This window comes from Arenibacter nanhaiticus, assembly GCF_900141935.1.
Lineage (GTDB): Bacteria > Bacteroidota > Bacteroidia > Flavobacteriales > Flavobacteriaceae > Arenibacter > Arenibacter nanhaiticus.
The window spans coordinates 57,669-78,250 of record NZ_FQYX01000003.1; the positions used below are offsets into that span (position 1 = coordinate 57,669).

Annotated in this window: 9 protein-coding genes; 7 read left to right on the top strand and 2 right to left on the bottom strand. The window is 37.1% G+C overall.

The genetic code is table 11. From position 1 onward, the window contains the following. The first annotated feature begins 357 nt into the window (after positions 1-357). The 7 genes from BUA16_RS02795 to BUA16_RS02830 all read left to right on the top strand — a co-directional run bounded on the left by BUA16_RS02795 (position 358) and on the right by BUA16_RS02830 (position 18,957). Positions 358-3,567, top strand: coding sequence for a SusC/RagA family TonB-linked outer membrane protein (locus BUA16_RS02795; protein WP_072763124.1), 3,210 nt, complete (start codon positions 358-360; stop codon positions 3,565-3,567). An 8-nt stretch (positions 3,568-3,575) separates the two neighbouring features. Beyond that, the gene (locus BUA16_RS02800) at positions 3,576-5,390 is read left to right on the top strand and encodes a RagB/SusD family nutrient uptake outer membrane protein (protein WP_084668405.1); all 1,815 of its coding nucleotides are present in this window, start codon (positions 3,576-3,578) and stop codon (positions 5,388-5,390) included. A 304-nt stretch (positions 5,391-5,694) separates the two neighbouring features. Next, entirely contained in the window at positions 5,695-8,154 is a 2,460-nt protein-coding gene (locus BUA16_RS02805) for a hypothetical protein (protein ID WP_143150442.1), read from the top strand. A gap of 335 nt (positions 8,155-8,489) precedes the next feature. Next, positions 8,490-11,852, top strand: coding sequence for a VCBS repeat-containing protein (locus tag BUA16_RS02810; protein WP_072763127.1), 3,363 nt, complete (start codon positions 8,490-8,492; stop codon positions 11,850-11,852). Positions 11,853-12,242: 390 nt separating this feature from the next. After that, positions 12,243-14,336: a glycoside hydrolase family 172 protein gene (locus BUA16_RS02820; RefSeq protein WP_072763129.1), complete on the top strand. Its 2,094-nt coding sequence runs from the start codon at positions 12,243-12,245 to the stop codon at positions 14,334-14,336. Positions 14,337-14,376: 40 nt separating this feature from the next. Then, positions 14,377-16,449 (top strand): alpha-galactosidase, encoded by a 2,073-nt coding sequence (locus BUA16_RS02825; protein WP_143150443.1) that lies wholly within the window; start codon positions 14,377-14,379, stop codon positions 16,447-16,449. A gap of 48 nt (positions 16,450-16,497) precedes the next feature. After that, positions 16,498-18,957, top strand: a complete 2,460-nt coding sequence (locus BUA16_RS02830; protein ID WP_072763131.1) for a hypothetical protein — start codon at positions 16,498-16,500, stop codon at positions 18,955-18,957. A 309-nt stretch (positions 18,958-19,266) separates the two neighbouring features. Here the strand turns inward: BUA16_RS02830 and BUA16_RS02835 are convergent, their stop codons facing one another. Both BUA16_RS02835 and BUA16_RS02840 read right to left on the bottom strand, forming a co-directional pair. Continuing rightward, positions 19,267-19,839 (bottom strand): sugar O-acetyltransferase, encoded by a 573-nt coding sequence (locus tag BUA16_RS02835; protein WP_072763132.1) that lies wholly within the window; start codon positions 19,837-19,839, stop codon positions 19,267-19,269. 81 nt (positions 19,840-19,920) lie between these two features. Further along, positions 19,921-20,463, bottom strand: coding sequence for an RNA polymerase sigma-70 factor (locus BUA16_RS02840; protein ID WP_072763133.1), 543 nt, complete (start codon positions 20,461-20,463; stop codon positions 19,921-19,923). Positions 20,464-20,582: the final 119 nt, after the last annotated feature.

Genomic DNA, 20,582 nt, shown 5'->3' on the forward strand with positions numbered 1-20,582 from the left:
AGCTACTTCCCCTTTTTTTTAATTTACATAAGCTACCTTATTTGAAAAGCTTACTTATTTTTCATAAAGCTATGAGGCTAAATTAACTTTCCTATTGATTGTCATGTCCCAATGCTTAATAAGACATTTTAAAAAAGACCTTTTAAATCATATGTGTCGATACTAATTAAACAAATCTTTAATCTAGCGAATGATATAATATCATTAAAATCAATAATGTTTAAAAAAACAGTAATTAAAACAACAAGTCTATGGGGTAATGTTTATGTAAAAAAAAATCTGCGATTAAAAGCTGATATAAGTTCCGGTCTATTGCAAGGGACAAAGAAATGTCAAGTAACAACCAAAACCTAAAAAATGAAATTAATCAAATCAAAAAAGGCAACCAAAATAATAGCTTTGTCCATTAGAACAGCCTTGGCAATGTTATTTTTGTTTGCATTATTGCCTTTAAAGGCAAGTGAAAAATTCAATGAAAAAAATGGTCCAATACAAAAAACCATATCGGGAATTATTACCGACGAAATGGGGACTCCTTTGCCCGGAGTCAATGTATTGGTGGTGGGCACCAATAAAGGAACTCAAACGGACTTTGATGGTAAGTTTTCTATTTTGGCGGATACTGAGGATATACTCAGGTGTTCTTATATTGGATTTAAAACCAAAGATGTTGTCGTCAGAAATCAAATTGAATTGAAAATCTCCATGGAGGAAGATGTTAATTCTTTAGATGAGGTTGTCGTTTTAGGGTACAGTTCATCTATAAAACGAAATTTAACCAGTTCCGTTTCTGCGGTGACTACAGAGGAAATTCAAGAGGTTCCTGCAACCTCATTGAGTAATGCGGTTGCAGGAAGATTTGCAGGGGTAAATATTAGTCAGGCGGGAGGTAAGCCCGGTCGAAGTTCGGATATTATAATCAGAGGGGCAACTTCTGGACAATTTGCTGGAAATAACCAACCACTTTACGTAATTGATAATATTATTTCCACCAAAGAACTTTTCGACGCCTTGGACGTCAGTGAGGTTGAATCTGTGTCGATCTTAAAAGATGCGGCTTCGTCTGGCGTTTATGGATCTAGAGCCGCCAACGGTGTTGTGTTGGTAAAAACAAAATCGGGGAAAACAGGAAAACCTACCATTAATTTCACATCCTCGATTGGAACCACAGAACCAACCAATGTGCCACCTATGACTAGCGCCTATGAACAGGCTTTGATCATAGGACAGGTTCAGGATTTTAACAACGTGCCCATGGATGATCCCAATAGGTTTAACCAGACCGAATTGGAATATTTAAAGAATTTGAATATAGGTTCTTTTTTAGATCAGGCCGAGGAGACTCCAGTCTTGAATAGACATGCGGTGACTGTGAATGGTGGTACGGATAATGTTAGGTATTTCATGTCAGGATCCTATATCAAAGAAACCGGTGCTTTTAGTAATCTATCCTATCAGAAAACAAATTTTAGGGCCAAGGTAGATGTGGATATAACTGATGACCTTAATGTATCTTTAAATCTTAATACCAATAATGATCTGCGCGAGGAGTTTTATTGGAGATGGAACGGTGATGATGAGGATTTCGGGGATTTCTATAGAACAGGAAATAGAACCGGGCGGTGGGGGCCAGCTGTCCACAATGGGGAGTATGTAGCCAATTTCAACGGGTGGAACCCTGTTCATTTAGCCCAGGAAGGGGCCGGATCTAAGGATAGAAGTGCAAGAAATATAGGAGCCATTGTAGACGTAAATTATAAATTCCCCTTTGTGGCAGGATTGACGGCCGGGTTGACCTATAATAAACTGAATATAAGGAATGATCAAACCTTGCTGAGAAATATTGTGGAGGACGTTACCTTTGGTGTTGATCCAAACAATCGATTTGTTCTGACCGATGAAGTTCTTGGAACAAGGCTTCGAAGTGATGATGGAGCAAATTCCAACAGTCTACGGGAATCTACCGCAGAGACAAACTCCTATCAGCTGAATGCGAGGCTAGGATATGAAAATACTTTTGGAGATCATTCCTTAAATGCGTTGTTAAATTATGAACAGTATGAGCGGGATGACAAATCCTTTTACGCGCTGCGAAGAGGCCTACTAACCCCCCTGGTTTCCCAATTGTTCGCGACCAATCCGGCGGTAGAAAATCAATTTGCAAACGGGAATGCAGGAGAAACAGGTAGACAATCTTATATCGGAACCCTTGGGTATAACTTCCAAAACAAATATTTCCTTAATTCAACCTTTAGGTATGATGGTTCAGTGCAATTTGCCGAAGATGAACGATGGGGATTCTTTCCTTCTGTATCCGCGGCTTGGATAGTAAGTGAGGAAGGGTTTTTTAAGAACAATTTGAGCTTCTTTGATTTTTTTAAGTTAAGATATTCCATAGGTAACACAGGAAATGATGATGTTACTGGGCAAGGAGCCACAATATTCCCTTATATCCAAAATTATAATGTAGGGGGCACGGGCCCAATATTCGGTACTAATAATGCTATTTCCAGTGCCACTTCGATTGGTGCGGAACCAGATTTATTTATCACTTGGGAAAAACAAACTTCTTACAACTTTGGAATAGACTTTCAGGTATTGGATGATAAATTATCCACCACCATTGATTTCTTCAAAAATAAGAAAACAGATCTTTACGGGAGTAGACAGGTTTTTATACCCTCATCCTCAGGGCTCACCTTAGGGCCGGTTAATTATGGGGCTATAGATATAAAAGGAGTTGAGGGATTAATAACATACAAGGATAATATCACCAATGATTTTAATTATGAGGTAGGTTTAAATATAGGCTATTCCAAGGCAGAATATGTAACCTTAGACGAACCTGAAACCAGGAGGCCTTACGAGCTTTTATCTGGACAGGAAACTAGCAGGATCGTGGGACTCAAGGCGGAAGGTATTATTAGATCAGAGGAACAGTTGAACAATCTAATAGCTAGTGGTTATAAGATTTACGGACAAGATCCTCAAATTGGGGCATTGTATTTTAGGGATTTAAGAGGCCCTGCTGCGGTAGACCCAGAAGGTAATACGCCAGACGGGGTAATAGATGATAACGATAGAGATTATATAGGGGCCAGAAGTAACCCTTCCGTTAATTACGGTATACGGTTGAACTTAAGGTATAAAAGATTTAGTCTACTGGCTTTTGGCCAGGGATTTGCAGGTCACCAAAGATATCAGCCGAGCAATAACAGGTTTCAGTTTGCTTCCATTGGTCAATCTTCCCATACGCAATGGCTTAACGCCTGGACACTGGATAGTCCTAATAATTCCTTTCCAAGATTTGGTTCCCCCTTTGGGGATACTAATTCCTCCTTTTGGTTGGAAGATGCAGATTTTTTAAGACTTAAAAATTTAAACTTTGGCTATGATATCCCGGTTTCCTTGGTCAATAAGGTTGGGGCTGAAAGAATAAATATTTTTGCTAACGGGACCAATTTATTTATGATCTACAGTAAGATTAAGGCCTTTGACCCTGAAACTTCCGGAAGGGGAATACCAGTTAATAGGAGTTATAGCTTGGGAGTAAATGTTACATTTTAAAATAAGGTATGATGAAAATAAATAATATAAATAAATTAATGTTCCTATTCATTTTGGTTTTAACACAGTGTAGTGAAGACCCTTTGGATAAAAGGCCGTTAGGGGCAATAAGTGAAGAGGTAGTATGGAACGACGAGAATTTAGCCATAGGATTTTTGAACAACATCTATAGTAGGGCCTTACCAGGTTGGGCTACTACTGCCTCGCAATTATCCGATGATGCCCATGGTGAAAACGGGTTGATGTACGGTGAGGCCCAACCAGGATCCATGAATATTTATTCCGGTAACTATAAAACAATTAAGGATATAAATTTACTCCTGGCGAAAATAGGCACAGGAACTATTGGGACAGAAGCCCAAAACCTGATGTCTGGCCAAGCCTTGTTTTTGAGAGCCCATTTGTATTTTAAATTGGTTGCGGCATATGGGGGGGTGCCTTTGGTATTAGACGCCAAGGATAAATCGGACATAGAGGCGCTGCAGGTGCCACGAAATAAAACATCAGAATGTATTGCCCAAATTTTGAACGATTTGGATGATGCGGCCGATCTTTTGCCGGTTGCTTATTCCAATGCGGCGGAAGAATATGGAAGAATTACCAAAGGAGCTGCCTTAGCCTATAAGGGGAGGGTTTTATTGCACTATGCCAGTGAACAGTTTGACCCAGCTCAGGATAAAGGGCGTTGGCAAGCGGCATATGATGCTAATAAGGCTGCAGTGGCATTGCTATCCTCAAATGGAAAAGGACTGCATCCCAGCTACGAAAATCTATGGTTCGATGAAAGCGAATCAAATCCTGAGGCAATACTAATTAAAAGATATACCCTGGATCAATCGCACAATCGCGATGCTGGCTGTAGGCCATTTATTGTTGGAACCAACGGGGAATCCTTTGACAAGCCCACCAAAAGTCTGGTAGATGCTTTTCCCATGAAAGACGGAAAGGCTATTAATGATCCGACTTCTTCCTATACTTATAACCCAACTGCCCTTTGGGTAGACAGGGATCCGAGATTTTCCGCTACTATAGCCTGGAACGGTGCCGTTTGGCCATTGAACAATCCTGCTCCCAATAGGACTAGTGATTTGGAGTGGACTTTTCAGGAAAGTGCCATTGAAGGACAGGCCGATAGCAGGATTACCCCTACCAGTTTTAATTGTAGAAAGGCTATTGATGGCTCCATCGAGGGAGGCGCGGCCAGCTTGTCCTCCCCTACGGATTGGATAGAAATCAGGTATGCCGAGGTACTGTTAAATCTAGCAGAGGCGGCAAATGAGGTTGGATTGTCTATGGAAGCCTACAACATACTATCCCAAATCAGGGATCGTGCAGGTATAGAATCTGGTTTAGACGGATTGTATGGCTTACAAGCGGGGATGGACCAGAACGAATTGAGAATGGCTATAATGCACGAAAGAAGGCTAGAGTTGGTTTTTGAAGGTAAACGTTCCTCAGATCTTAGAAGAAGAAGAATGTACGATGCCATAAACGGGACCTATCGTCAAGGCTATAGAATTACAAAAACAGCTTCTTTTGATGCCCTTGACCCTTCCGAAGAAATTTTGGACGATCGAATAGCTTTGGAAGAAGGGATAAATAATGGAAGCATAGATCTTAACGACCCAAGTGTATACAACACCTATTTCAACACGGAGTTGAGAAGTGTGGAAAGATTTGGAAATATAGATGATGATGGTAGCGCCATAAATTATCTTGATAACTATTATTTCTTCGATATTCCACAAGATGATCTTAATAAAAACCCTCATCTGGAACAAACCAAAGGTTGGCCAGGTGGGACTTTTGATCCATTACAATAGACTACACTAATTTTGACAAAAGGAGTTCTATTTAAGTTAGTTGGTTTGATAAAAAGGGGCTGTTTTTTAATAGCCTCTTTTTACAAATCAAGATTTTTGTTGGCTGCAACGAGAAATGAAAACACGAGTAGCAAACTTGAAAAATGGTCAGCCAGAAATTAAAGCATTATTTAAAACTGACCGGATATATAGGTTCTGGTTTTCTATATCCTATATAAGAAAGCCATCCTTCTTTAATTGCAATATGAGTTGTTTATTAAAAAATATAAGTGAATAAGAATCTTATTAAGTACAATATAAAATTATGACTAAACTATTTTGGATTTTTTTATCTACAATATGTATGACGGCCTATGGCAATTTTCAGGATAATAAGTTTCTTGAAAATGATTTTTTCAAATTAACCCTTGATAACCAAGGAAATTTAACGGAATTATTAGAGAAAGAAACAGGTAAAAACCTATTAATGAAAGGTTATAATGCATCTCTATTAACGATTCAAAGTGATGGTGTTAATTATCCGATTACAAGCTGGGAACGGGCAGGAGAAATATTGAAATTGAAATTTAATAAAATAGGAGCTGAAATTAGTGTAAATATTAATAGTGAAAATAGCTATTTAACCTTTGAAATTGTAAAAGTTAAAAGTGTAAAATTTATTGAAAAAGTTATTTGGGGGCCCTATCATGTCTTGCCTTCAGAAAAAATAGGCCAATCAATTGGGATAGCATATGATGATAATACGGCTATCGGATTAATGGGATTAAATCTTAAGAGTCGTGGTGGATTTGAGATTGAAACGAGAGAAAGATTTGGAAATGCTGCCAAGAGAATAGATGGAGGTGCAAGCTTAACTGGTTTTGTCCGCGATAGATCCAGATTTCGAACTGTGGATAATTGGGAGCAAAAGTTAGGACAGTCAGTACCTGTTAAGGATAGCGATGCTGAAATAATAGGTGCCAAATTTGCTTTCTACTGTGTACCTACAGAGAAATTATTGAAAGTTGTAGAGGAAATCGTTTTAAACGAGGACCTACCTTATATTAAAACGAAAAATGTCTGGAATAAAGTTTCGCAATACTCTAGTTCGTCAAAATTGATTATGTCTTACAATGTGAACAACATTGAAGCCTGTATTGATGTTGCGGAAAAAGCTGGTATTACATCTGTCTATCATGGAGGTATTTTTAAAACTTGGGGAACTTTTATGTTAGATGATAAAGATTTTCCCAAAGGTTATCAATCGGTTAGGGAGTGTTCAGATATAGCGGAAAAACATGGTATAAATCTAGGAGCTCATACATTAACAAATTTTATAACGACAAATGATCCATTAGTTACTCCTCGCCCTGATCCAGGTCTTGTTATGGCTGGTATCACCAGGCTTGAAAAAAGTATATCTGAAAATGATGATGAATTGTTATTGCAAGATGAGGTTGTGCGCCCGGCATACCATGAACCAAATATTGAAAAAGTCAACCCAAGGTGGCGCGAGCATACAGCGGTTCGAATTGGGGATGAAATTATAGAGTATTCTTATGCAACTTCCGAAGGCAAATTGGTTTTAAAAGATTGTAAACGTGGGGCCTTTGGTACTAAAGCGGTTAAACACAAAAAAGGAGAAAAGGTAAGTAGACTAATGTCTCATGGTTACAAAGTATTTTTCCCAGATATTAACTTGCAAGATCAAATGGCTAAAAACCTAGCTAAATTCTTTAATGAAGCTAATCTGAAGAGAATTAGTTTTGATGGTATTGAAGGTGGGCTTGCTTCCGGACATGGACGCTATGGAAGTGATCGTTTTGTAAAAGTATTCTTTGATCATTTAAAAGATCCAAATATTGTAGCGAATTCATCGGATGTAACACATTTTGGTTGGCATTATTTTGCTAATGAAAGTTGGGGCGAGCCTTGGACATCCGATAATTTTAGGGAAGCGCATTTAAGCCACAGATTGGATGTGCAACAGGCCTTAAAAGAAGACTTGTTGCCGCGCAAAATGGGACAATTTAGTATCAATGCAAACACCACAAAAAAGGATATTGAATGGGTAATGGGCTTGTGTGCCGGTTACGATGCGGGTGTAGATTTTTACATAAGCCCCAATTTTGAAGAAATCAACAAAGAGGCTAATTCTATTCTATCAGAAATTAAGAAGTGGGAAAATGCAAGAATGGAAGGTCTTTTTACAGAAGCACAAAAAGAAAAACTACGCGATCCTTATACTTTCTATGGTCTAGAGCGAAATGGGGAGGGTGTGAGTTTGGTTTTTATTGAATCCTGGGCACCAGAAGGAGGAAGAACTCAGGGAGAAAATGATTTTAATAGTTTATCATCTTCAATATTAAAAAGCAGTCCTGAAGCTCCTGTATCCTTAGATTATAGGCATACGAATATGACCACGGAACCGGGACAGCCTACGGCTGCAATTTGGAAATATTTTTGTGCAGGACCCAAACAAAAATTGCAATTTGTAATTCGTCTTCCTAAAGAATCGAGAGAAAGTGTGAATGGTATCTACTTGAAGGTAGGAGCAAAAAAAATTGTGATGCCGTTTACATTGGCACCAGGCGATTTTATTACTAATAAAGGAAACAGTACCTATAAACATCTTTCCGCAGATCTTCAAGTTAAGAATGAAGTTATTATAGATGAGGGCTATTTTACAGTAAATGAAGGTCAAAACGTAATCGAATTTGATTATCAAGGCAAAGGAAGGGATGCAGGCCCTGAAATGATTGTTAATTTCCGTACAATAAAATAGTTTTTAGATTTAATGTGTCACTCATGGTTTGCCAATGCCCTTTGTCGCTCGTCATAACAATCTAAAGAAGATCACCTGGAAATGAGGATATTCAAATAAAATAAATAATATGCCACACAGGTAACATATTGAATAAGTAATGGTAAGGAAACGATATAATGTCAATGTTTGTAGCGCGTTTTCCCTTCAGTAAGACTGGTGAGGAAAGTGCTATTTGATTTGCCAATACTTATGTAATGTACTAATGAAGTTCTAATGACTGTGAGGAGGGTAGGTTGTTTCTTTCGCAAATAAAAAGGGGGGGGCAAAGGCTAACCAGAAATAATAATATTAAAATGAGTAGAGGAATTGCCATTTTTCAAACGATTTCGATTTTTGTTCTTACTATATATAGTTACGCACAAGGTGTAGGAGTAAATAATAACGAGGATACAGTATTTTCTTTACTAGATCCCTCTGCAACAGATATAATCTTCAATAACCAACTGCACCAAACCAATGAAGAGAATATTTTTGTTTACAAGGGTTTTTACAAGGGAGGTGGAGTTGCAATTGGAGATGTGAATAATGATGGACTTTTGGATATGTATTTTACTGGAAATCAGGTTGGTGATAAGTTGTATCTCAATAAGGGAAATCTAAAGTTCGAGGATATTACCCTGACAGCCGGGATCTTGGATAAGGGCGGCTGGTCTACACATGTAAGCATGGTTGATATTAATAATGATGGATTTAAGGATATCTACGTTTGCAAAAGTCTTTATGACGGTAGAGAAGATCTACGGGAGAACGAACTTTATATCAATAATGGAGACCTTACTTTTAGTGAATCGGCGGTCAAGTACAATTTAAATGATAGGAATAGAACGACAGAAGCTAATTTTTTTGATTTCGATAGGGATGGGGATTTTGATGTTTTCTTGGTGAATCAACCAAAGAATTCATCTTTTATGGCACCTGCAAGCGATGAAGAAAAAATTACGCCGACCCAGAACTATAGGTTATTGGAGAATATTGACAATCGATTTTTTGAAACATCCGATAATGGAGGCCTTAGCAATTTTGGTTATGGATTAAGTTCAAGTATAGCCGATTTTAATAATGACGGATGGCAGGACATTTATGTGGCAAATGATTACTTGGGTCCCGATTTTTTTTACATCAACAATGGCAATGGAACCTTTACCAATAAAATTTATGAAAATATAAAGCATACTTCCTACTTCAGTATGGGCACAGATGTAGGCGATATTAACAATGATGGTTGGTTCGATTTTGTGGTGCTGGATATGGTTGCAGAAGATAACTACAGACTTAAAAGTAATATGAGTTCCATGAACCCCGCTGATTTTTGGAATAATGTTAGCAGAGGAGGGCATTATCAATATATGTTCAATACACTACAACTGAATAATGGTGTTGATGTACATGGGGATATGCTTTTTAGTGAAATAGCCCAAATGGCAGGGATATCCAGTACGGATTGGAGTTGGTCCCCCTTATTGGCCGATTTTGATAATGACGGGCACTTGGATCTGTTCGTTACCAATGGAATACGACATGAAATTGGAAACACCGATGCCCTTAAGAAATTGGATGAATATGTTGGCGATATTGATACCAATTATAATAAGGAAGGCGACAAAAACTTTGACGTTTGGAAATATGCCAATTTGGAAAAGATGCTATCTTTTTTTCCATCCGAAAAAATTCAGAACTATATGTATCGTAATACAAATGGGCTGAAATTCGAAAAAGTGTCCGATAAATGGGGACTATCCCAAAAAACGTTTTCCACTGGTGCCGCTTATGGGGATTTGGATAATGATGGGGATTTAGATTTGGTAGTAAACAATATAGATGAGGTGGTCCATATATATAGAAATAACACATCCGAGAAGAAAAAAAATAATTATTTAAGGATAAACTTCAAAAGGGGTAAGGTGGGTCAAAGTTTTTTTGGTACAAAAGTTTCTTTGTTTCACAAAAATGGAGTCCAAATCTCACAATTGACCAATGCTCGTGGAATAAATTCCAGTAGTGAAGAAACTATACATTTCGGATTGAATCAAATCAATACTATAGACAGTTTGAGAATAGATTGGTTTAACGGCCAGACATCATTTTATAAAAACGTTAAGGTAAACCGAACATTGGTTTATGATCTTAATGGTGCTAAAAATAACCAACGCCCCCCAAAAAAACCGGATTTTCTATTATTTGAAGATGTTTCCGATGCTGCCAAAGTAAATTATGTACATAAAGAGAATAAGTTCGACGATTTTGGGCGTGAGGTACTATTGCCTCACCGTATGTCTACCTTAGGCTCCGGAATTGCTGTCGCAGATATTGATGGTGATGGTCTGGAGGATTTTTATATCGGTGGGCCAAATGAAGGTTTAGGGAAACTTTATAAGCAACAACCCTCGGGTTCATTTACAGAAAATCCCTTAAAACTTATTCCCGACCTAAACAGGGAGGACATGGGGTCTGTTTTTTTTGATGCCGATAATGACGGAGATCAGGACTTATATGTGGTTTCTGGCGGAAATGAGTTTGAATTGAATTCGAAAAATTACCAGGACAGATTATATTTAAACGATGGAGATGGCAATTTTCAATTATCCATAGGTATCCTACCCAATATTACTGCAAGTGGATCTAGGGTCAAGGTGGCAGATTATGACAATGATGGCGATTTAGATCTGTTCATTGGAGGTAGGCAAGTTCCAGGGCATTATCCAGAACCTGCGGATAGTTATTTGTTAAAAAATCAGCTTGTGGAAACTGGGACATTAGGTTATATCAAAACTAATAGAAATGTATTGGATAAGTTGGGTATGGTTACAGATGCTGTTTGGACAGACTTCGACGGGGATGGTGATTTGGATCTGTTGGTTACAGGTATGTGGATGCCCATTACCGTTTTGGAAAATGTTGAAGGGCAATTTAAGAATAGTACGGATAAATTTAATTTACAAAATACCACTGGGTGGTGGTTCAGTATTTCCAATGGTGATTTGGATGGCGACGGTGATGAGGATTATGTATTAGGGAATTTAGGATTAAACTACAAATACAAGGCGAAAGAGAATGAACCTTTTTCCGTTCACTATGGTGATTTTGATGAAAATAGAAAGAACGACATAGTGTTGAGTTATTATAATTATGGGACACAATATCCGTTACGAGGTAGGTCATGTTCCTCCCAGCAAATTCCAGAAATTAAAAAGAAATTTGCAACCTACAATGAATTTGCATTATCGACTTTGCAAGACGTATATGGGGTTTCCAAATTGGATAATTCCTTGCATTATCAAGCTAAGACTTTTGCTAGTGTTAGTATGGAAAATTTGGGGAATGGTAAATATGAGATTAGGCAATTGCCAGATTTAGCCCAAATTTCCAACATCAACAGTTCAGTAATTTATGATTTTGACAATGATGGGATAAAGGATATTGTTGTGGCTGGAAATCTTTATGGATCTGAAATAGAAACAACAAGAAATGATGCGAGTTTGGGCTTGTTTTTAAAGGGACAGGGCCAGTTTATTTTTGAGTCAGTACCTATGGGCAAATCAGGACTAAACATTTCTCAAGATGTAAAGGAACTAAAACTCATTGGTTATGGAAACCAAAAGGCACTTGTTATAGCGGTAAATAATGGTACGGCAAAACTCATTAAAATAAATAATTAAAAATGGAAAAGTTAAGGGCTTTAGGAAATTTACTTTTTATATGTTTTTCTTTCTATGGCACGTATGTTCCGGTCAGGGGGAGGACTCCCTGTTTAATGAAATTAAACTGGAGCATTCCAAGTTATATTTTAAGAATTTAATAGAGGAAACCCCGGACAATTGCTTATTTATTTTTAATAATTACGGGTTAAATTTGGCCCAATTTATTCATTCGGTTGAAGGGTACTGGAATATGTAGGTTGAGTTTTATTGTAATTGTATCAATGGTCATTAGGTTCATTTTAAGAACTTTTGATTGTCCTAATCCTCCCTTAAGGTCTGAAATCAAAGTTTTGTGGTTTAATCTTGTTCAATTGTTAATAAAAATCAACCACCTTAAAATTATAGTTTATGAAAAATAGAACAAAGTTATTTGGATTTTTATTAAGTGGATTTTTATTCATTTCCAGTGCAGGGCTAAGCGCTCAGGAAGCCGAGGTGAATATCTCAACCTTGTTGGAAGAAATGGTGGATCGTGATTTGATTACCCAGTTTCCAACATCCAACTATCAATCCAAACAGGCAAGTAGTTATAATAGGCAATCAGTTTCTCCTGATTTGCCGGGATGGTTTGCTGATAGTGATGGAGTTTCATATGAAAAGGTCGAGGAGGTAAACGGTAAAAAGGAATGGGTTCTGATGGAAGATATAGGTCCGGGTGTAATCACTAAAATTTGGGCGGTGTGCTTTTATTATGGGTTGGACAATACTGAGGGTGCAAATATTAATATCTACTTGGACGGCAATCCAAAGCCCGTAATTTCTACTAATTTCTTTGACCTTGTGCAAGGGAATGATTTTGTAAAGCCACCCTTTGCAGATAAATCAGCAAGGGCAGGGAATCTTTACTTTCCAATACCTTATGCTAAGGGATGTAAGATTACCATGGATAAGAAAGCTTTCTATAATATTATTAACTATAGAAAATATCCATTGGGAAGCAAGGTGAAAACCTTTACTATGGAAGATTTTGAGAATGCTTCAAAGGTGAGAACCGAAGTGGGTAAAATTTTAACCGAATATAGACTACCGAAAGGAATCAAAAAAGAACAAGAAAAGTCGATTGCCCCCTTAGAATCTATAACTTTTGACCTTCCTAAAGGAAATAATTCCATTCAAGAATTTCAAATTAAGCTTTCAAGTACCTCTGATATGGCTCAAGCCCTGCGTTCGGTGGTATTGCAGTCCAATTTTGATGGTAAGGAAACAATATGGGTTCCAGTAGGCGACTTTTTTAACAATGTAGGTAAAATCCAAAATTATGATATGTGGGAGCGTTCGGTTACTGAAGACGGCAATATGATATGTCGTTGGGTAATGCCATATAAGAATAGCGGTCAGTTGGTTGTTAAGAATCTTGGAAAAGAAAAAGTAAAAATTAAAATGTCTGTTACTACGAAACGAATGAAATGGACGCCCAATTCTATGCATTTTTATGCCACATGGCAAATGGATCACCCCACTCCGACCTTTCCATTGTTTGATTATAATTTTTTGAGTGCAAGAGGAAAAGGAGTCATTGTTGGTGATGAATGGTCAGTACTCAATCCCATTGAAGGATGGTGGGGGGAAGGCGATGAGAAAATCTACATTGATGATGATCTGGAAAGAAACTTTCCATCACACTTTGGGACTGGAACGGAGGACTATTATGGATGGGCTGGCGGTGTTGTTCCTACGCCATCTGATCAGTTTTCGAAACCCTTCTTGGGTAATATTATAGTAGGAGAAAAATCCAAGGGATATAACGTTTGTTCAAGAACCCGGGTATTGGATGCGATTCCTTTTAGAAGTCAAATAAAATTTGATATGGAATCTTCCTGTGGCAAACGTAGTAAATCTCATTTTCTTCAATATGCACAGACTACCTTTTGGTATGGTGCCCCAGGGGTAACCCACAATAAACCCGCGTTACCCTCTTTTGCCTCGGCCAAATTACCGTCTATAAAAGACTTGGAGATGAAAATAGTTAAGGCAAAAGGATCTCAATATGTGGTTGATGGAGCTCTAGAAGCAGAAATACTCCCCATTGTTGATAAAAGTGCAACCGTCAAGGAAGACTTCAGTGAAATCCCAATGTGGGGGGAAATAAGCTCTGGGGCACTTAAAAACATATGGTTTGAGGAACCAGGGGACTTTGCCGAGTTTAAAATTACCGAACAATTTGAAACTTCCCAAATCTATCTATGTACTGCTGTTGGACCTAACAGCGGTGAGTTTGATATCTATGTAAATGGAATCAAAAAAAATAGTCAAGATCTTTATTCCAAACATGAAGGGGTTACGAATCCATATCTAGTCCTAGGAGAATGCGAACCAGTGAATAATGCCTTTGTTATTCGAATTCAATTTGTAGGGAACAACAAAGAAGCAAAAATGACCAATAATAAGTTTGCTTTGGGTGTTGACTTTTTTCTTATAAAAAATAATTTCCTGAAAAATTAAGTTTTAAAGACTATAAGTTTGACTATTTAAATAATTAAAAATGATGAATCTAATAAAGCTTTTTATTGTTCTATTCCTGTTTATAGCAGGAAGCTGCAAAACTAAGAGTGAATATACCATTGGAAATAAATCTATTTCAAGGACTATAAAAATCAGTGATGACGGGCAACTTTTTACCTCAAAAGTTGATAATAAAATTGCAGGTAAAATATTAACTCCAAGAGATAATGAGGAGTTTAGATTTCGGATCTCCGAAGGTACACATATAGAGGGGTCAGATGTAGTACTAAGCTCGAAGGATTTCAATTTTAAAAAAGTTATAAATGAAGGGAGTAACTCATTAGGTTTTCTTTTAAAAAACAAGGAACATCAATTAGAAGTAGAATTATATTTTGAAGTAGAAGAAGGCGATTTTTATATTCGTAAATACCTGAAAATTAGTTCTAAAAAACCAGTGACGATAGAACGAATAGATGTTGAGTCTTTGTCTCTGAATGATATTTATCAACCATACCAGATCAAACAAATTACTTCCCAAGGGGTGGCCCAATGGCGACCCGGCCTAGGTCAACCCTTATATGGATCTATATCCGCCACTTTTTTTGGCGTCGAGTTTCCTGCAGCTGACAACTATGTAGAAGATAAAAAGGGCTATTGTGGCTATTTGTGGGGAAAGGAAATTAAGGCAGATGAAATATACACCTCCCATAAAGCGGTAATTGGAGTGGGTGATGATCCGGAGCACATACAAGAAACATTTTTTAATTATATAGACCGGATTCGTATAAGGCCATTTAGATTACAGGTTCAATATAACAGTTGGTTTGATTTTTATAGTGGTGTAGACAAAGAAAAATTTAACCAAAGTGTGTCCAAAGTCCATCAAGAATTGGTTGAGGAAAGGAATGTTGATCCATTGAGTGCCTATGTTATTGATGATGGTTGGCAAGACGTAAAGGCAGATTGGTCCCAAAAGGTATGGAAAGTAAACTCAAAGTTTGATCCAGACTTCTCGACGAGTCTCAAGAGAGTACAATTAGCAGGATCCAAACTTGGATTGTGGTTGAGCCCAGGTTGTCTTTTCGGGGCACAACCGGCGGTGCCGAAACTAAAGGAACAAGGATTTGAAACTCTGGGAAAATGGATGTCTATGGCCGGACCCAAATATATGAAATCGCTGGAGGACAGGATGTTGGAATTGACCAACAGTGGAGTTAAATATTTTAAACTTGATGGGGTTTTTGGACATCTCAATTCAAGGGAATTTGAACTTCATGGAAACCAATATGGCTTACCTTATATGCCACAATTGGGAACAGATGGATTATCGGCATCGGATCCACTTCTGAACGATTCCAAATTTGATGAATTAAAAACCTATTATCTCGTCGCTGGAACCGAGCGGTTGATGGAACTTTTTAAGAAACAGCACGCCGTTGATCCCAATGTTTATGTCGTAATTTCCAATGGGGCTTACCTTAGTCCATGGTGGCTGATGTACGTAGATGCAGTCTGGATGATCAATGCAGGGGATGCGGCAGGAGGAAGTAATAGAACGCAGGAATTGGTTTATAGGGATGGGGTTTATTATGACACATGGCAAAAAGAAAACACTCAATTCCCTATTAATTCGATATTTAATCATGAACCAAAAAAAGTAAAATCAGGGGAAAGTCGTGAAGCATTTTCGGAATACTTATGGATGAATCTTTCTAGAGGAACTGGTTTTGTTGAATTATATATTAAAACTCCGGAACTTTCTGAAAGCGATTGGGATGTTTTGGCTAAAGGATTAAAATGGGTTAAATCTGTTTTTCCGTATTTTAAGCGAGCCAAATTACACGGAGGCGATCCCAAGGAATCCGAAGTATATGGATATACCGGATGGAATGAAAATGGTGGATTTATTTCGTTCCATAATCCTTCGGATCAACCACAAATGTATAACATTAAATTAGATCGAAAATTTGGATTGATCAAAGGTAAAGATCAATACGAAGTATCATCCCCCTTAAAGAATTCCAAAGAATTTGAAAATAAAAAATATGGTTTTGGTGATGAATTAACAATAAGCATGAATCCAGGAGAGGTAAAGGTTTTGAATTTCCATTAAAATATAATTTGAATTGAAAATAAAGTTTTTAAAACCAGATATTAATATATGAAAACTAAAAATATAATAATTGCAGTAATATGTCTATTTGGGGCTTTTGTGTCCTGCACTAATAACGTGGATACTGTTTTTTTTGCTGGAAATCTGAATATTGGAATTAATCAGGATGGGGAAATTACTAGAATGATTGATTCTAAAAATAACACTCAATACGAATATGCCAGCAACGATCGTAAATCGATCTTAGCTATTAAGGTTGATGGGGAATTGGAATATCCTAATTCGGTTGAAGTCATAAACGGGGGTGGATCTCTTTTGTTGGAATTTCCAAAAAATGAAGTTGCCGCAGAGATTGAAATTGTAAAAAAGGAAAAGTATCTCACTTTTGAACTAATTTCAATAACCAAGCAAGACCAAATAGAATTAGTATTGTGGGGGCCATTTGAAACAAATATTAAGGAGACCGTAGGAGAAACAGTAGGTGTTGTTCGTAATAAGGATTTTTCAATAGGGATACAGGCATTGAATATGAGAACTCTTGGGGGATACCCATCTACTGAAGATGATTCAACTCCTTCCTTTGATATATTTGGAACAACAAGCTTGGTAGATGTTGCCGATTCTTTAAATATATTATATCGTGGCCATACGGCTTTACCTAAAGATTATGGTAGTTCTTTACAAGCATATACGCGAAATAGGGCAAAAGATAGAATCGTGAGTTCAATGGATCATCAGTACTATGAGGCGCCAGCTTATAAGGACGAAGGGATAATAGGTTCTAAAATAGCCCTTTTTGGTTGTGCTCCCGAAGATGTTCTTAACACTTTGGAAGCTATAGAAATAGGAGAAGGGTTGCCTCACCCCACAATTGATGGCGTGTGGAGTAAAAAATCACCTAAGGCAACTTCTGCTTATCTCATACAGGATTTTAGTACAACTACAATTGACGAAGCTATATCATTAACAAAAAAAGCTGGCTTAGGATATTTATACCATTCCGGTCCCTTTTTAAATTGGGGACATTTTGATTTACATAAAAAAGCCTTTCCAAAAAATTGGGAAAGTATGAAAGAATGTGTGGAAAAAGCGGAAGAAGCAGGAGTTGAGCTAGGAATCCATACCCTCTCTAATTTCATAACCACAAATGATCCATTTGTAACACCAATTCCAGATGATCGATTGGCAAAGGTGGGAAGCAGCCAACTTGCCAAGGATATAGATGTTGAAGATAAAGACATAGTAATTAATGACCCAACTTATTTTAATCAAATGGGTAATAATAGTCTTCATGCAGCTGTCATTGGAAAGGAAATAATTAGGTATGAAAGTGTGTCTGAAACGGCGCCATGGACCCTATTGAACTGTCAGCGTGGAGCCTTTGGAACAAAGGCTACTAGTCATAGTAAGGAGAAAAATATAGGGAAATTGGCAGACCATGCTTATAAAACATTTTTGACCAATATGGATCTTGGAATAGAAATGTCCTTAAGATTAGCAGACCTATATAACCAAACCGGCTTAAAACAAATATCGTTCGATGGATTGGAAGGGAATTATTCTACAGGGATGGGGGCATATGGAGAATTATTGTTCGTTGATGCCTGGTATAAAAATTTAAATGAAGAAATAAAGAACGATTACATAATGGATGCGAGTAGGCCTGGGCACTATTTTTGGCATATGTTTACACGTATGAACTGGGGCGAGCCCTGGTATGCTGGATTTAGGGAAAGTCAGACTTCCTATAGATTGTTGAATCAGGACTATTTTAGGAGAAACTTTATTCCAGCCATGTTAGGGTGGTTTAGTATGAGAGATAATACCAGTTTGGAAGACATAGAATGGATGTTGGCCAGAAGTGCAGCTTTTGATGCAGGCTATGCACTAGTTACCGCTGTTGATCTTGTTCAAAAAAATGGTTCCGGAAACGAAATATTGGAAAAAATAAAGGAATGGGAAAAGGCTCGATTGGGTGGAGCTTTTACAATTGATCAGAAGAAGCGCATGGAAAACATTAAGGACGAGTTTTCTTTGGAAAAAATTTCAGAGAACAGCTGGAACTTGACGCCATATAATGTCGAAAGATTTGAACATAAAAAAAAGGTTCGTCAGCCAGGGGAGCCCGTGTGGTCTAGCTTTTCTTTTGAAAACATACACTCCAACCAACCGTTACAGTTTATTCTTACAACTAAGAATACCGCTGTTTCTAATATTGTTTTTGAACTTGATGATTTTAAAAAAGTCTCTCTTGATATCACCGTTAAAGAGGGTGAACATCTTAAATATTCGGGGACAAACGAATTGGTGCTTTATGATAAAACTTGGAATAAAATAAAAAGTATATCTGTGGATCCTAAATTATTTGAGGTTGATAAAGGGCTCCACATTTTGAAGATAGATTGCAAATTTTCAGAAAACGAAGAAGCAAGTCTAAAATTAGAGGTAAAAACTGCTGGGAAACCAGAATTAGTAAAGATTGAAGTGAATGAATCAAAGAAGATTTAGGACATATAGTTATGTAACACTATCACGCAAACTTGTAAGTTTAAAAAAACAGGGGTTGGACTTTTATCTAAAGTCTGACCTTTTTTATGCAGTAAATTCTCTCAATTTTTAGTATCTCCGATGAAGCATTGCATAGCATAAAGAAATCGAGTATAATGGCTATACTTCAATCTTTGATAAATTTTTTATAAGGTGTTGATTTTTATAATTGCACACATATATTAAACTTACACAATCCCCGAGATAGTGTCATTATTTAGAACCGTGCCATTTCCTAATTTCCATGAAGTGATGTTAGATGATTTAATTTTATAGGTTTCTTATTACTTTGCAGGGGTTTCCAAATGCTAAGACATTATTTGGGATATTTTTTGTTACAACACTTCCCGCTCCAATGGTTACATTATCTCCTATCTTAACTCCTGGTAAAATCACTGAATTCCCTCCGATCCAAACATTATCTCCTATTGTTACTGATTTGGAAGAAGTGAGGTAGTATGTGTTGTCTCCATTTTTCATTATTCTTTCCGAAGCCTTTAAAGGATGGCTAGCTGTATAAATTTGCACATTAGGAGCAATTAATCCGTTCTTTCCAATAGTAATCTTATTGTTGTCCATGAACATACAATTCGTATTTATGAAAGTATTTTCCCCAATAAATATATTTTCTCCATAATCACACATAAAGGGTGTTTCAATCCAAACACCTGTACCTATGGAGCCCAATAATGTACCTAAAATGACTTCTCGCTCCTGTAAAAGGTCAGAATTAAGATTGTTGTATTTCTTTAATAACTTTCGTGCTTTATGGTATATTTTTAATAATTCTCGATCCCTGGAATCGTAAAAATCTCCATGAATCATTTTTTCTTTTTCGGTCACAAGTATTTTTTATTTTAAATCTATATTTAAATTATTAGGATCCTTTTAAAGACCTATCCTAAGAACCGAACATGATGCTGTTTACTTTATACATGTTGTGACTATTAGTAGAATGTGAAGCCAGTCCTTGGTTGATTTAGTCCTGAGAAAGGCATAGGCCCTTTTCATCTGCGTTTTTACCGTGTTTATAGAGATGTCATTATAAGCTGCTATTTCAGCATAACTCATCCCTTCAAGCACATAGGAAATAAATATTTCTCTTCGGCTTTCTGGTAATTGGTCAAGCAATTCTGGTATCTTATTTTTTTCAATAGGGGTTTCTTCCTCAGTTATTTCCTCGTAGTCGTTAATTGGGAGTTGCTGAAGTAGGCGTTGCTGTTTACGTTGTTGTTCTAGATAACGCAAGCTTAGATTTTTAACAGCTCCGGTGGCATATGCCTTGAAACTATTGGTAATGGTTAATTCATCTTCTTTTTGCCAATAAGAAATAAAAAAGTCCTGAACGATGTCTTTGGCAACTTCTTGGTTTTTTACTACGCTAAATGAGTAAAGGCATAAGAGCGAGTAGTGCTCCTTAAAGAGCCGTTCTGTATTAGATGTGTTTGAAGGCGAAGAAAACTTCATAAACTTAGCTATAAAGACTGTTTGGTAATCAAACAAGGTTAAAAAACTGGTTGGTTTCGATTTCGAATATAGTGTTTTTGAGGATAATTTAAAATAGATGTTAATAGGTTGCTAAATAA

Bases quoted from the DNA above. Each gene is read 5' to 3' on its own strand.
- BUA16_RS02795 (WP_072763124.1), top strand. From the start codon at position 358: ATGAAATTAATCAAATCAAAAAAGGCAACCAAAATAATAGCTTTGTCC.
- BUA16_RS02800 (WP_084668405.1), top strand. From the start codon at position 3,576: ATGATGAAAATAAATAATATAAATAAATTAATGTTCCTATTCATTTTG.
- BUA16_RS02805 (WP_143150442.1), top strand. From the start codon at position 5,695: ATGACTAAACTATTTTGGATTTTTTTATCTACAATATGTATGACGGCC.
- BUA16_RS02810 (WP_072763127.1), top strand. From the start codon at position 8,490: ATGAGTAGAGGAATTGCCATTTTTCAAACGATTTCGATTTTTGTTCTT.
- BUA16_RS02820 (WP_072763129.1), top strand. From the start codon at position 12,243: ATGAAAAATAGAACAAAGTTATTTGGATTTTTATTAAGTGGATTTTTA.
- BUA16_RS02825 (WP_143150443.1), top strand. From the start codon at position 14,377: ATGATGAATCTAATAAAGCTTTTTATTGTTCTATTCCTGTTTATAGCA.
- BUA16_RS02830 (WP_072763131.1), top strand. From the start codon at position 16,498: ATGAAAACTAAAAATATAATAATTGCAGTAATATGTCTATTTGGGGCT.
- BUA16_RS02840 (WP_072763133.1), bottom strand. From the start codon at position 20,463: ATGAAGTTTTCTTCGCCTTCAAACACATCTAATACAGAACGGCTCTTT.